Here is a 13,325-nt window from a genome sequence, read left to right as displayed (position 1 = left end):
CGTGTTTAAGCAAGTGGTTCTCTATCTCCCATTAGCCTAACGGCATATACCTCATCACAGAATCCTCGTAGCCCGTTATATATTCTCTGTACTCGTGATTCTTGGTTTACAAGTCCAAAAACAGTTGGACCACTACCACTCATTAATACAGCATCAGCTCCGAAGCGTTGCATTTGCTCTTTTAGGTTAGCTACTTCAGGGTATAGTTTTAGTGTTACATCTTCTAAAACATTCCCAAGTGAGTTGCACATCAAATCATAATCCTTGTCCTTAATAGCATTTACCATTGCTGTTGTTTTCGGATGAACTATTTGATCAATTTTTAAATTTCCATATACATCTGCAGTAGATACCCCTAATGTTGGCTTAGCTAATATAACCCAACAGTTGGCCGGTGCCGGAAGCTCTTGGATTTTTTCTCCTCGCCCGGTCGCCAATGCAGTCCCACCGTATACACAAAATGCCACATCTGACCCTATTTTTGTTCCTATTTGAGCTAGCTCGTCTAAAGTGAGATTTAATCCCCACAGAACATTTAGCCCCTTTAAAGTTGCCGCAGCGTCACTACTACCACCTGCAAGTCCTGCTGCAACTGGTATATTCTTTTCGATTTTAATAGAGACGCCAGACTTCACCTTGTACATTTCTTTAAGTATCTTTGCCGCTTGATAGGCAAGGTTACGATGATCATTTGGAACAAAACGATCGACTGAAATAATATGTATAGCTCCGTCTTCTCTCATTTCTAACCCGATGCGGTCTGCTAAATCTACAGTGGTCATAATCATTTCCACCTCATGATAGCCATCAGGGCGTTTATGTAATACATCAAGTGTTAAATTTATCTTAGCAGGTGCTTTCACATAGTACATCCCATCTGCTCCTTTTCCTACTTATGCTGTTCCCTATTTTACCATAGTCCTTCCTTTTTGAAAAAAATGAGAACAATAAGAAAAGTATAAGCATTGACTCTACCCATTAAACGAATGGTGGAATGGGAATGGAAGAGGTGATTAAAAAAAGAAAAGGCATAGATCGCCTTTTCTTTGCTAGTTGTATTTTATTTTGGATATCGAACTTAGGTAATCTTGTTTATTTACTTTGGTTGTTCATTTGTTGTTCAGCCATTTCAATTGCACGTTTTACCATATTACCTGCGTCTCGGGATTTAATCCCACCCCAGCCTTCTGTTTTGACTACATCATAAAATCCAAGATCCTTGGCAATCTCTTCTTTTAATTCCTTAGACATAATCCCTCTTCTAGCCATATGGTGAATCCTCCTCAAAACAACTAGCAACGTTAGTATGTGCATTTAAAAGAAAAAAACTCCTATCCACTCATTCGAATGGGATAGGAGTTTTTGCCATATAAAAACGTAAAAATAAAAGTTCTAAACAATCATTTTACTACAATTGAATTATTTGCTTCATCATAAATAGTGATTTCTACTGCTTCTGTCAAAATGTCTGCGTAACTATAAGATACCCGTTCAAAAGAATTTTCATCTTGATCCAAATCGATTACGAACACTGCATGATAGGTTTCTCTTAACACCCCTGCACGTTCAATTGTTTTCTTACGACCTCCGTTTGCTTTTAATTGCAAACGTTTCCCTAAATGATGATCTAATGACTTTTTAATATCAGCTAAAGTTTTTGGCATTCCGCTTACACCTCACTGACTCAATCCTAACACATATCCATTTTTTTGTCAAACAAAACATTTTATCAACTTACACATACTCTTGTCAACGTTTTTATTAATCGTTTTTACTACTTTATTTATTAACATTACTAATATTGTAACAAGTAAATTTAATGGAAATTTGGATACAGCTCATCTGCTAGCCTTCCAAACTCTTCAATACTCAGCGTTTCTCCTCTACGTGTGGGTGATACGCCTACCTTCTCCAGTGCTTGAATGATTAGTTCCTTCTTCTCCTTCCCATTAGGAAGGGAGGATTGTAGGTTATTTATTATAGTTTTTCTTCGTTGCACAAAAGAACCTCTTGAAACTTTAAATAAGAAATCCTCATCTATCACTTGTACTGGCGGAGTTTCATGGCGAGTTAGCTTAATTACCGCAGAGTCTACGTTTGGCGGTGGCATAAAGACAGCCCTAGGAACAGTCATAGCCACCTCGGCTTTCATATAATACTGAATTGCAATTGACAAAGACCCATAAGCCTTGGTCCCCGGCGAAGCGGTAATTCTATCAGCCACCTCCTTCTGCATCATCACAACCATCCCCCTTATAGGCAAACGATCCATTAATAGCTTCAGCAAAATTGGGGTTGTTACATAGTATGGCAAATTAGCTACAACCATGACATCTTTATAATCAGTTAACTTTTCCTCAAATACTTCTAGCATATTCGCCTCTAGAATATCCTTGTGAATGATTTCTACATTGTTATATGGTGAGAGTGTATCTGCTAGCACAGGCAACAAACGCTGATCTATTTCAAAAGCGATTACTTTTCCAGCTTCTCTTGCTAGATGTTCTGTTAAAGCTCCTATTCCCGGGCCAATTTCAATTGCGGCTGATTCATTTGTTAAATTGGCATGACTAACGATATTTCTAAGAATATTAGGATCTATTAAGAAATTTTGTCCTAAGCTCTTTTTAAAAGAAAAACCATATTTTTTTAGTATTTCCTGTGTGCGTATAGGAGTTGCTATATCTTTTTGTGTCATTTCGTATTGTCCTCCAAATCGAGTTGCAGAATCGCTGCTTCCAGCTGTTCCTTATTTATTTGAAATATAGTTAGTCTCTTTTGTAACTGCTTTCCATTGGTATAGCCTATTTTTAATAACTCTCCAAGTCGAGTCCTTCTGTCTTTTGCATGTGGGTGTCCAATAAGCTTTCCTGCTATTAGCACTTCTAGTGGAATGGCCGGAAAAGTAGTTTCCATGTCAGTTTTAGGGGTATACACATGACTAAGAGCTTGTCGAATATCTTCATCTTTAGCATGTTCAATCCCTAGTCCCTTACCATTTTTAGCTATCGTTTTTTCTTTTGATAAAAAAGCATGCTTCACCCCAGGGATTTGTTGTTCTATAATGGCACGAATTCTTCTGCCAGGGTAATCTGGGTCAGTGAATACAATGACACCTCTTTTATCTTGAGCGTGCTGAATTTTGATAAGTGTTTCTTTTGATATGGCAGAACCATTAGTTTCTATAGTATCAGCTTCAACTGCTCTTTTTATAGCAGTCGTATCATCTTTTCCTTCTACGACGATTATTTCATTTATTCGCAAGCGTTTTACCTCTTTTCCACTTCTATACTAGCCTCTATCATAACGCAAAAAAGCTCTCCCTATCAACGAGAGGGAAAGCTATACGAAAAATGATATACAATGTCGTATAAAGCGAGTACGTAGTTTACCCGATATCTGTATCTACACCTGCTTTACATACCTTTTATATTATTTTAAAACTTTTACACGAACTTTTTTACGCCCAAAATCATAGGCTTGCGATTTGGAAGCCATAAATAAGTCTATTTTCTTTCCTTTTATAGCACCACCAGTATCTCCAGCCACTGCATAGCCGTAGCCTTCGACCCACACCTTAGACCCAAGAGGAATAACACTAGGATCTACAGCGATCACTTTTACCTCTGGATTAGACTTTAAATTAATACCAGTTGCTGTCACACCTGTACACCCATTACAGTTAGCTGTATACGCTGTAGCTGTGACATAAAACTCGCTTCCTTTGGATGGGGCAGCCGAGGTTTTAGTCCCACGAGATACATTCGCACTTGCAGTCATTACTTTAGTTCCAACTGCTACAACTTTCTTTTTAGGCTCTTTAGTGACTTTTTCACTCACTATGTTACGGGAAACTTCCACCCCGTTTTCTTTAACTACCTCATAAGTGCGCGCAACAGAACCTTTTTCACCTGTTTCAACGATTTTTTCTTTTCCCTTAAGCAGAGAATCATCTTTCTTTGTAACTACTGCAAAGTTTGTTTCTTCCTCAACTACATCGGTGACCTTTTCTACTCTCACTATTTGTATTTCAGAGTTAGGAAGTATAAGTTCATCCATTTTCTGATCTACACGGTCCAATTCATTTAATGAAATGTTATGTTTTTTTAAAAAGTCAGCGACCGTAGTCGAAGTGGACCATAATTTTTGTTCTTCCTTGCCATCTATAAGCGTGACTTCATATGCTTTTTCAATTGCAATTCGATTATCGGGTCCCACCTCTGCATCTGCAGCAGGGGTAATCGCATCATGTTCTGTATAAGCAACATTTGCCTTTGCTAGTATTTCTGATACTACATCATCAGTAGTCTGGACAGTTTGAATTTTACCGTCTACTGTGATTTCTATTTGTCTTGCCTGCTCCCACTCAATCTTAAGATTATTTTTGATTGAAGTGTTCACTGAGGGATGTAAAAAATCATCGTTAGAGACCACTAGATTATTTTCCTCTAGTAGTTCTCCAACGGTATTGGCATGTGTTGTTATTTCTTGTTGTTCTCCGTTAACTGTTATAGCAACAGTTTTCTTTGTTCCTTCGTATAATACGAACGAAACCACTGCAAAAAACAATAGTAAAGATGCAATCGTTACTAGTGTTTTCTTGCTCCTCAATGAATGAAAGAACAGGTTTTTCATGGTATTATTTTGCATGAAAAACGCCTCCTTGTTCACTCGTGTGATTATATAGAGTACTTTTAAGCTTGTCAACACTTTAGGTTTTTATCCAATTTTTACCTCAAGGTGGTTTACTATACAAAAATAAGGGTCATTAGTTAGTCATTTAAGTGAAAAAAACGCATAGCATTGCTTGTTGTGGCCTCTGCTACCTCCTCCACTGAAATACCCTTTAATCGAGCAATTTCTTCTGCAACAAGTGCAACAAGTGCAGGTTCATTTCTTTTACCTCTATGAGGATGTGGAGCCAAATAAGGAGCATCTGTTTCGATTAATAAATGCTCTAATGGAATCTCCGTTGCGACCTCTTTAGGTTTCTTCGCATTTTTAAAGGTTACTGGTCCACCAAGTGAAATCATAAAGTTCATATCAATACATTGTTTTGCTGTTTCTACACTTCCCCCAAAGCAATGCATAATTCCCCCTGTTAGATGAGCCTCCTCCTCTTGAAGAATCCTAATCACGTCTTCCGTTGCTTCTCGATTATGTATAATGATTGGCAAGTTAACCTTTTGCGCTAAGCGTATTTGCTTGCGGAAAATAGTCTGTTGAATTTCTTTAGGGGACTTATCCCAATAATAGTCTAGCCCTGTTTCACCAATACCTACTACTTTCTCATGTGCAGATAACTCTTCGATCCACTGTAAATCTTCTTCCGTACAATCAATTGCATCCACTGGATGCCATCCAATTACGGCATAAATAAACGGGTATGTTTCTGCTAACTCCATTGCACGTTCAATTGTTTTCCGATCAAAACCAATTACGACCATCTTCTGAACATTTGCCTCTAAGGCTCTATCAATTACTTCCTGAAGGTCTTCATCATATTGATCTGCATTTAAATGGACATGTGTATCTATTAGCATATACATTCTCCTATCTGATATTTATTTTACAATCTTTTTAATTTACATACATCACAATATTATTACAATTACATTAAATGAGTCACATTTTTAAATTTTTTGATTAATTTCATACGATAAAACAATAAATTTCCTGAATCATTTTCATCATTTCTGTTAATTTGTAAGAACTTGAACAATATTTGCAGGGTTAAGTAAACCGTCACTTGCGAACGTTTGAAGTGCACAACTGTCTCAATCCCCCCTAGAGTCGCAACCTCCCCCTTCACTTCATAATAGGTATTATGAAATTAACCCACCTATGTTTGAAAATAATTGCTCGGTTTAGTTGATTAATAAAAATCTATTCACCCATTTTCTTTAAATCTAATTAATCTTGCTTATTTTTCTATAGGCAAGATTATTTAGTTTGCTCGAATCGTCAAGATTATCACAACAATTATGCGTTCACAAAATAATTAAGCGTAAAAAACATAGTCTTTTTAATAGTCAAACAAACTATGTCAATAAATATCTTGTTCATATGATACAGAAGTGAGGTTGAAAGGATTCATTTCTTATAACCAAGCTAGAAAATAGGAAAGGAGATTTTAGAATGAGTCAACCACAAAGTAAACGATATAGTGACACTAGTTATCAACCAGTAAGAGACTGCCAACTATGTAGCAGCCTTGATGCCAAAGATAGCGAGCTAAAAAACCATCATTATCAGAATCATCACGAACTTAGTGATCATCATGATAATGATTTTAGTGAGGCAGCTGTTGTTGAGGAAGGCGATCAATTGATATCTGTAGATCAAGAATCCGATGAACTAATTTGGATTAAGGATTCCTGTAACGTAACAGTTCAAACAACTGATACTCAAGCATCCGTGTCTCTTCAAATTGGACTACAACTTGCAATTGCTCTAGTAGTAAGTATTGCAATTGGTGATTCTAATCAGGGTCAAGCTATTGCACAAGATATATTCCAAAAGTTTAATGATGAACAATCCAATAAGCAAAAAATCATTATTTATAACTCAAAAGACGTTAATATCGTGACTACCGATACAGATTTAGCCGTGAACATTCAGGCTATGCTTCAAGTATTAGTTTCATTAGTTGTTAAACTAGACGTTCTTTAAATTTTTTAAAAAGAAGAAAAGAGGTGAAAATATGAATAAATGGAAAGCATTAGATCATTGCGATGACAATGATCATAATAATGCGGATGTACAGCAAAATGGAGCACAAGTAGTATCTACTAAGCAACAATCATATGAGTGGATTGTTGTAAAGAATTCAGAAGGCGTAGACATCCAAACAACAGACACACAAGCAGCATTGTCCTTACAACTAGGAATTCAAGCAGCTATTGCTGCAGTTATAACCATTACTTTAGGAGATACAGATCAAGCTAGAGCTGTTGCCCAAGACATGAAGCAGTTTATAAAAACTAAACAACAAAATGTCCAAAAAACTATTATTGAGGGATCCAAAAATGTAAAAGTTACAACTACAGACACAGATCTAGCAATAAACATTCAGGCTATGCTTCAAGTTCTTGTATCTTTAGTAGCTAAGTTAGATATTTTATAATATATCGAATCAATTTAGAAATATTTAATTTGAGTAAGTGCGCTTCAAATTTGGTTTGAGCGAGTCACTTTTAAAATATTTTCTAATTAACCTCCAATTAAGGTTATTGTTGAGACGGTCTATTCGTTGGGTTTGAAAACGTAAAAGATTCCACGCTCCTCTTAAATTATAGTTGCATATAATAATACGAATGATATTAGAGAAGGAGTGAAAGACGTGAGCGAGATACCCAAAAAAGCAAATGCAATTCCTAATAAGGTCATTGATTTAATAGTGAGTGATACACTACGTAAAAATGGCGTAGATCTTGATGATGTTAAAGGAAAATTATCCACTGAGCAAAAGCAATTACTCAAAGAACTAGTGGAAGAACTAACCTTACAAGTGGACCAATTTATTGATCCGACATCCGAAAAAAAGAATGATGACTGAAAAACAACGTTGCTTATTAGTAACTGACAAATAATTTTAAGATGTATTAATTAGAGTAACATGTCTTTAATTTCCGCTATGGTGGAAGCAGTGAATGAGAAGAGCAGGTAAGATTTACTATAGGATTACGCTGTTGTGAAGGCTTGTCTGCCTACTCATCCCACTGTATGTTTCAACATTAATATACAAGTTATACTGCCAATACTATTTTAGGAATCATATTTAAACGCCTATAACATAGGCGTTTAATTTTTTATTTACACAAGAAAAGCGCATGCGCCTATATCTGCCCTGACAGGCAAATGGAGAAATGCGAGGAGGCAGTTCCTCAGCCACCGGAGCTTTTACCCATTTGACCCCGAGGGGCAAGGCGGTGGAGCTAGACATCAATTTATCCACAGGTTCAGAACTTTGTAATTTCCTAAACAACAAAAAAACTGCCGCTCACGCGACAGTTTTAATTAGCTTATTATTTTACTTGTGCACCATTTTCTAGTTTTTCATCAACAGTTGCTAGAGTTAAGTATCCATCTTTTTCACCAGCTAAAATCATCCCTTGGGAAAGTTCTCCACGAAGTTTTACTGGTTTCAAATTAGCTACTACAATTACTTTTTTTCCTACTAGCTCCTCTGGTTTATAATGCTTTGCTATTCCTGAGACAACCTGACGTTTTTCATATCCCAAGTCTAATTGTAGTTTTAATAACTTATCTGCTTTAGGAATAGCTTCACATTCCAATACTGTTGCTACTCTTAAATCAACTTTAAAGAAGTCATCAATAGAAATTTCCTCTGATTGCTCTTCCTCTGCTTCTTCCTCCACCTCTTCTTGTAGAGTTTTGACAGAACCGCGCATTTGCTCACGTATAAAAGCTACTTCTATATCTACGTCTAAACGAGGGAAAATTGGCACTCCTGTACTAATTACTTGTGTACCCTCAGGGATAACATTAAAATCGCCAAGTTTCTCCCATTGTAGCTGAGCGTCCGTTAAGCCTAGTTGCTCCATAATTTCTTTGGGGCTATTTGGCATAAATGGTTGGATTAAGGTCGCTATCTGACGAAGACTTTCCGCTAAGTTGATCATAACACTTGCAAGTTGCCCTTTTCTTGCTTCATCCTTTGCTAGAACCCATGGCTGAGTCTCATCAATATATTTGTTTGTACGAGACACAAGAGACCATAAATCTCCTAATACAAGGCTAAACTGCATTTTCTCCATATTGACTTCATATTTTTCTATTGCTTCTTTAGCAAATTGATGTAAAGTTGCATCAAATTCTGTCGCTTCTCCTTGGTTAACAGGAATTTTACCATCAAAGTATTTGTTGATCATCGAGACTGTTCTATTTAAAAGATTCCCAAGATCATTGGCAAGGTCAAAATTCGTACGTTCTACAAAGGATTCCGGTGAAAACACACCATCTTGTCCAAATGGAAGCTCACGAAGTAGGAAATAACGTGTCGCATCAAGTCCATAACGCTCCACTAGCATCTCTGGATATACAACATTTCCTTTTGATTTTGACATTTTACCGTCTTTCATCATGATAAATCCATGTGCAAACACTTTTTTCGGAAGAGGTAAGTCTAATGCCATTAAGAAAATCGGCCAATAAATTGTATGGAAGCGTACTATATCCTTCCCTACTACATGTACATCTGCAGGCCAATATTTTTTAAAAAGGGCGTCGTCATCTGACATATAGCCTAAGGATGTAATATAGTTTGTTAAAGCATCTACCCACACATAAATGACATGCTTTGCATCTCCTGGAACACGAATTCCCCAGTCAAAGGAAGTTCTCGATACTGACAGATCTTCTAAACCAGGCTTGATAAAGTTATTGATCATCTCATTTTTTCTGGATTCCGGTTCTATAAATTCTACATTGTTTTCGTAGTAGTCCAATAAACGTCCTGCATACTTCTTCATATTGAAGAAATACGATTCTTCTTTTACCTTGTGAACTGGTCTACCACAGTCCGGACAATTTCCTTCGTCCAATTGAGTTTCTGTGAAGAAGGACTCACATGGCGTACAGTAGGACCCCTCATACTCTCCTTTGTATATATCTCCATTGTCTAGGAAGGTTTGAAAGATTTTTTCTACTGCTTCTGTATGACGGCTTTCTGTTGTTTGTATAAAATCGTCATAAGATATATCCATAGTTGCCCAAGTCTTCTTAGCAGCTAATGCAATTTCGTCCACATATGCTTGTGGCTCCATTCCCGCTTCTTGAGCTTTTTCCTGTATTTTTTGACCATGCTCGTCCATCCCAGTTAAAAAGCGAACGTCATAGCCTCTTAACCGTTTATAGCGTGCCATTGCATCGGAAGCTACCGTTGTATAAGCTGTTCCAATATGGAATTTACCACTTGGGTAGTAAATAGGGGTCGTAATATAAAATGTTTTATCTTGTGCGCTCAATGCTAATTGCCTCCAATGCTGAATCTTCTATATACTTTATTCTATCGAAATGGGGTAGTTGTTTCAATCTATACCTCTGAAGCAATTTTGTCGAATTTTCTTTATGACTTACATTATTTCCATTAATAGCAAGATTATTCCTAAGAATGATATAATATTTATTTTTATTAGGTATATTATGTAAACATAGTCATATTTTTATCATCCATTCTAATAAAATCAGAAGAATAATTATTGACCAATATGGTAGTACTTGGTATGATTAAGTACATAAAAGAGGTTAATGTCGAATTTTGGCGAAAAATATACACTCTTGAGAGGAGAAACTTTAATAATGAAATCTACAGGTATAGTTCGTAAAGTTGATGAGTTAGGACGCGTTGTTATTCCTATTGAACTTCGTCGTACACTAGGTATAGCAGAAAAAGATGCGCTTGAAATATATGTTGACGATGATAAAATCATCTTAAAAAAATATATGCCAAACATGACTTGTGCAGTTACTGGTGAAGTATCAGATGAAAATCTTCGTCTTGTTGGGGGCAAATTAATTTTAAGCCCAGAAGGTGCAGAACAATTAATCAAAGAAATTCAAAGCAGCTTAAAATAAGACCTAAAAAACATCCGTGCAGACGGATGTTTTTTTTAATGCAGCTTTTAATGCAGCTTTTAATGCAGCAATGGAGATTCAAAAGATCTGATCCAGCTATTCTACGTGATAGCTTTGGTAAACGTCTCTTTTAGGTAACCCTCGTTGGATGGATACTTCTTTAATGGCATCCTTCGACTTTAGTTGCTTTTCTTGTATTAAATGCTCGACATGCTCCTCAATACTTAAATCCGCCCACCAAGCTTTTTCTATTTCCTCTTTAGCTTCATTGCCAGCAAGCACTATACAAAATTCACCACGAATTTCATTTGTTTCTGCCCATTCGACCGCTTCGTCTATTGTACCTCTTAAAAACTCCTCAAATTTCTTTGTAAGCTCTCTCGCTAATACAATTTGACGTGTTCCATCCATAATTGCTTTCATATCTTTTAAAGATTCCTTCAGACGGTGAGGAGACTCATATAATAGAATTGTTTCTTGTCTCTTTTCTAGCGTTGTAATTTCCGCTTTTCTTTCCTTCTTATTTCTACTAAGGAATCCGTAAAAAAAGAACGGTTGCGTAATCATTCCTGAGGCTATTAGAGCACTTATAGCAGCATTTGCTCCTGGAACGGGTACCACTGCAAATCCTTCTGCTATTGCTTTTGCAGCAATATCTGCTCCTGGATCTGAGATACACGGTAGACCCGCATCACTTACCAATGCAACTTGTTTCCCATCCCTCAATATTTCTAATATTTTCTCTCCACCAGCTAGCTGGTTATGGTCATGATAGCTTGTTAAAGGCGTAGATATCTCAAAATAGTTACATAACTTCTTCGTATTCCTAGTATCTTCTGCTGCTATATAGTCGACTTCCTTCAAAATACGAATAGCACGCATTGTCATATCCTCTAGGTTACCTATTGGGGTAGCTACTAAATACAAACAACTACTGTTTTCATGTTCTGTTGATTTTTGTGAATTCATTGGCTGACTCACCTCTCATATGAGCTATTTTTTGTTTTCTTGTAAGTTGCTTAAAAGCATATTCTGCCTGCATTGCCTCTTGTTTTGACTCGAAAATTTCCTTATAAATACACTTAACTGGGAGTCTTGCCCTCGTGTACTTTGCTCCTTTTCCTTCATTATGAACCTTAATACGCTTAAACAAATCATTCGTATAACCAGCATAGTAGGAGCCGTCATTACATTGTAATACATAAAAAGTATGCTCTTTAATTGTCTCCATACAGCATCTCTTTAACCTCATCTGTGTATTGTCCATCTTCGCCGTACACATAAAGAGGAGGTAAAATTTTTAAATCTGGTTTTCCGTCCTTAATAGCCTCAATCAATAATGTATTAGCTTCCTTACCTTTTTTGGGATAAACAAACCGAATACGTTTTGGCTCAAGTCGGTTGGCTCGCATAGAGGTAACAATATCTAACAACCTACCAGGGCGATGAACAAATGCAGCCTTCCCTCCCTGTTTGAGTAGCTCACTCGCTGATTGCACTGCCTCTTCTAGGGTAAGATGTATCTCATGCCTTGCAATAGCTAGATGTTCCTTGAGATTTTTGTCACTTGCTTCATGTGCTGGAAAATAAGGAGGATTACAGGTTACCACATCATATTTTTCAGTTCCAATTTTACTTGCTATACCTATAACATTATCTTGCATAATATGAATTTGTTCTGTTAGATTGTTATACTTGACACTTCTGTTTGCCATATCAGCTAATCTTTCCTGCAATTCAATACCCACTATTTCAGCTTGTGATCGTGCACTTAGGAAAAGAGGAATAGCTCCATTTCCAGTACATAAATCTACTATTTTTCCTCTTTTAAATGGGACATATGTAAATCTTGCTAATAAAACTGCATCTAGGGAAAAGGAGAAAACAGAAGGACTTTGTATAATTCTTAAATCCTCTGCCAATAAATAGTCTAGCCTTTCATCATCCTTTAGCCATTGCTCCATAACTTAAACCTCCATAAAACAAAAGACTGACACCCACCTATGGAGTGGCATCAGTCAATTGATTAGACATTTTGTTTATTTAAAAAAGATAAGCAAAATAAACAATCTTCTTCCTTCCGAGCGCTTCCGAAATGAACATGACATACATGATAACCTTCCTGATAAAGCCTTGCTAGGTTATCATAGCCTTCACCTATGTCTGCCTTGTTTAATCGTTTCTCTCGTATCTTTTCGTCCATTACTTCTTTTCCATGTATTTCATCAAGTCTTTGTCTTAAATGATTGTTCTCTTCTTGTAACGCTTGACGTTCTTCTATCATAATCGCTACAAATTCTTTCAAAGCGCGAAATTGGAGCTGCGTGGACTCTAACTGTTTTTCAAATTCTATAATTGTATCAAAAAAATTACGGTCCATCACCTATTCACCTCATTGCCCCGTCCATTATACTGGATTTTTAGCATAGTTTACAACCTCATCTAACGTATAGTCTAATATACGAAGTGGATCACTTAACTCAATACGTAAAATTCTCTCTAAAATATTCATGCTAACTACTTTTCCGAATCCATCTGGTGTCTCAATTTTATCACCAATGTCAGGCATTTGCTCTCTTGCAGCCTCATATTCGTCATTTTCATACTTTAAGCAGCACATTAGACGTCCGCACAATCCGGAAATCTTAGAAGGATTCAATGATAGGTTTTGATCTTTTGCCATCTTAATAGATACTGGCTCAAAATCACCTAAAAAGGTTGAACAG

17 protein-coding genes are annotated in these 13,325 nt (G+C 36.6%); 4 read left to right on the top strand and 13 right to left on the bottom strand.

Annotated features, from left to right (window positions below):
• Positions 1-5: 5 nt before the first annotated feature.
• From ispE to MKX96_RS17450, 7 genes are all read right to left on the bottom strand, one after another.
• Positions 6-872: a 4-(cytidine 5'-diphospho)-2-C-methyl-D-erythritol kinase gene (gene ispE / locus MKX96_RS17480; RefSeq protein ID WP_340886162.1), complete on the bottom strand. Its 867-nt coding sequence runs from the start codon at positions 870-872 to the stop codon at positions 6-8.
• A 220-nt stretch (positions 873-1,092) separates the two neighbouring features.
• A complete protein-coding gene (locus MKX96_RS17475; RefSeq protein WP_144541539.1) occupies positions 1,093-1,269 on the bottom strand; it encodes a small, acid-soluble spore protein, alpha/beta type in 177 nt (58 codons plus the stop codon).
• Positions 1,270-1,400: 131 nt separating this feature from the next.
• The gene (veg, locus tag MKX96_RS17470) at positions 1,401-1,664 is read right to left on the bottom strand and encodes a biofilm formation stimulator Veg (protein WP_144541541.1); all 264 of its coding nucleotides are present in this window, start codon (positions 1,662-1,664) and stop codon (positions 1,401-1,403) included.
• 152 nt (positions 1,665-1,816) lie between these two features.
• Positions 1,817-2,698 (bottom strand): 16S rRNA (adenine(1518)-N(6)/adenine(1519)-N(6))-dimethyltransferase RsmA, encoded by an 882-nt coding sequence (rsmA, locus tag MKX96_RS17465; RefSeq protein WP_340886160.1) that lies wholly within the window; start codon positions 2,696-2,698, stop codon positions 1,817-1,819.
• Positions 2,695-3,264, bottom strand: a complete 570-nt coding sequence (gene rnmV, locus MKX96_RS17460) for a ribonuclease M5 (protein ID WP_340886158.1) — start codon at positions 3,262-3,264, stop codon at positions 2,695-2,697. Before rnmV ends, rsmA begins: the two co-directional genes overlap by 4 nt.
• Before the next feature lie 168 nt (positions 3,265-3,432).
• Positions 3,433-4,650, bottom strand: coding sequence for a ubiquitin-like domain-containing protein (locus MKX96_RS17455; RefSeq protein WP_340886155.1), 1,218 nt, complete (start codon positions 4,648-4,650; stop codon positions 3,433-3,435).
• Between the two features lie 122 nt (positions 4,651-4,772).
• Positions 4,773-5,543 (bottom strand): TatD family hydrolase, encoded by a 771-nt coding sequence (locus MKX96_RS17450; protein ID WP_340886153.1) that lies wholly within the window; start codon positions 5,541-5,543, stop codon positions 4,773-4,775.
• 595 nt (positions 5,544-6,138) lie between these two features.
• Between MKX96_RS17450 and MKX96_RS17445 the strand changes: the two genes are divergently transcribed.
• The 3 genes from MKX96_RS17445 to MKX96_RS17435 all read left to right on the top strand — a co-directional run bounded on the left by MKX96_RS17445 (position 6,139) and on the right by MKX96_RS17435 (position 7,558).
• Positions 6,139-6,672, top strand: coding sequence for a spore coat protein (locus tag MKX96_RS17445; protein WP_340886151.1), 534 nt, complete (start codon positions 6,139-6,141; stop codon positions 6,670-6,672).
• A gap of 31 nt (positions 6,673-6,703) precedes the next feature.
• A complete protein-coding gene (locus MKX96_RS17440; protein WP_340886149.1) occupies positions 6,704-7,126 on the top strand; it encodes a spore coat protein in 423 nt (140 codons plus the stop codon).
• A 216-nt stretch (positions 7,127-7,342) separates the two neighbouring features.
• Entirely contained in the window at positions 7,343-7,558 is a 216-nt protein-coding gene (locus MKX96_RS17435) for a spore coat protein (RefSeq protein WP_205964094.1), read from the top strand.
• A 469-nt stretch (positions 7,559-8,027) separates the two neighbouring features.
• Here MKX96_RS17435 and metG read toward each other — a convergent pair whose 3' ends face one another.
• Positions 8,028-9,989 (bottom strand): methionine--tRNA ligase, encoded by a 1,962-nt coding sequence (gene metG / locus MKX96_RS17430; RefSeq protein WP_340886146.1) that lies wholly within the window; start codon positions 9,987-9,989, stop codon positions 8,028-8,030.
• 334 nt (positions 9,990-10,323) lie between these two features.
• Here metG and MKX96_RS17425 point away from each other — a divergent pair, with 334 nt between their 5' ends.
• Positions 10,324-10,599 (top strand): AbrB/MazE/SpoVT family DNA-binding domain-containing protein, encoded by a 276-nt coding sequence (locus MKX96_RS17425; RefSeq protein ID WP_144541581.1) that lies wholly within the window; start codon positions 10,324-10,326, stop codon positions 10,597-10,599.
• Between the two features lie 96 nt (positions 10,600-10,695).
• Here the strand turns inward: MKX96_RS17425 and rsmI are convergent, their stop codons facing one another.
• From rsmI to ricT, 5 genes are all read right to left on the bottom strand, one after another.
• A complete protein-coding gene (rsmI, locus tag MKX96_RS17420; protein ID WP_340886144.1) occupies positions 10,696-11,568 on the bottom strand; it encodes a 16S rRNA (cytidine(1402)-2'-O)-methyltransferase in 873 nt (290 codons plus the stop codon).
• The gene (locus MKX96_RS17415) at positions 11,540-11,830 is read right to left on the bottom strand and encodes a GIY-YIG nuclease family protein (RefSeq protein WP_340886142.1); all 291 of its coding nucleotides are present in this window, start codon (positions 11,828-11,830) and stop codon (positions 11,540-11,542) included. Before MKX96_RS17415 ends, rsmI begins: the two co-directional genes overlap by 29 nt.
• The gene (locus tag MKX96_RS17410) at positions 11,817-12,563 is read right to left on the bottom strand and encodes a tRNA1(Val) (adenine(37)-N6)-methyltransferase (RefSeq protein WP_340886141.1); all 747 of its coding nucleotides are present in this window, start codon (positions 12,561-12,563) and stop codon (positions 11,817-11,819) included. Before MKX96_RS17410 ends, MKX96_RS17415 begins: the two co-directional genes overlap by 14 nt.
• 62 nt (positions 12,564-12,625) lie before the next feature.
• Positions 12,626-12,982, bottom strand: coding sequence for a DNA replication initiation control protein YabA (gene yabA, locus MKX96_RS17405; RefSeq protein ID WP_169360336.1), 357 nt, complete (start codon positions 12,980-12,982; stop codon positions 12,626-12,628).
• A 24-nt stretch (positions 12,983-13,006) separates the two neighbouring features.
• The coding region (gene ricT, locus MKX96_RS17400) for a regulatory iron-sulfur-containing complex subunit RicT (RefSeq protein ID WP_340886137.1) at positions 13,007-13,325 on the bottom strand (319 nt) is incomplete at its 5' end.

Origin of the sequence: Psychrobacillus sp. FSL W7-1493 (assembly GCF_038004905.1) — a bacterium.
In the GTDB taxonomy this organism is placed as follows: domain Bacteria; phylum Bacillota; class Bacilli; order Bacillales_A; family Planococcaceae; genus Psychrobacillus.
The sequence above is the reverse complement of the archived record's forward strand: the minus strand, read 5'-3'. Positions and strand labels throughout refer to the sequence as shown.

Excerpts from the sequence above, each read along its gene's own strand:
- ispE (WP_340886162.1), bottom strand. The coding sequence starts at position 872 with ATGTACTATGTGAAAGCACCTGCTAAGATAAATTTAACACTTGATGTA.
- MKX96_RS17475 (WP_144541539.1), bottom strand. The coding sequence starts at position 1,269 with ATGGCTAGAAGAGGGATTATGTCTAAGGAATTAAAAGAAGAGATTGCC.
- veg (WP_144541541.1), bottom strand. The coding sequence starts at position 1,664 with ATGCCAAAAACTTTAGCTGATATTAAAAAGTCATTAGATCATCATTTA.
- rsmA (WP_340886160.1), bottom strand. The coding sequence starts at position 2,698 with ATGACACAAAAAGATATAGCAACTCCTATACGCACACAGGAAATACTA.
- MKX96_RS17455 (WP_340886155.1), bottom strand. The coding sequence starts at position 4,650 with ATGCAAAATAATACCATGAAAAACCTGTTCTTTCATTCATTGAGGAGC.
- MKX96_RS17450 (WP_340886153.1), bottom strand. The coding sequence starts at position 5,543 with ATGCTAATAGATACACATGTCCATTTAAATGCAGATCAATATGATGAA.
- MKX96_RS17445 (WP_340886151.1), top strand. The coding sequence starts at position 6,139 with ATGAGTCAACCACAAAGTAAACGATATAGTGACACTAGTTATCAACCA.
- MKX96_RS17440 (WP_340886149.1), top strand. The coding sequence starts at position 6,704 with ATGAATAAATGGAAAGCATTAGATCATTGCGATGACAATGATCATAAT.
- MKX96_RS17425 (WP_144541581.1), top strand. The coding sequence starts at position 10,324 with ATGAAATCTACAGGTATAGTTCGTAAAGTTGATGAGTTAGGACGCGTT.
- rsmI (WP_340886144.1), bottom strand. The coding sequence starts at position 11,568 with ATGAATTCACAAAAATCAACAGAACATGAAAACAGTAGTTGTTTGTAT.
- MKX96_RS17415 (WP_340886142.1), bottom strand. The coding sequence starts at position 11,830 with ATGGAGACAATTAAAGAGCATACTTTTTATGTATTACAATGTAATGAC.
- MKX96_RS17410 (WP_340886141.1), bottom strand. The coding sequence starts at position 12,563 with ATGGAGCAATGGCTAAAGGATGATGAAAGGCTAGACTATTTATTGGCA.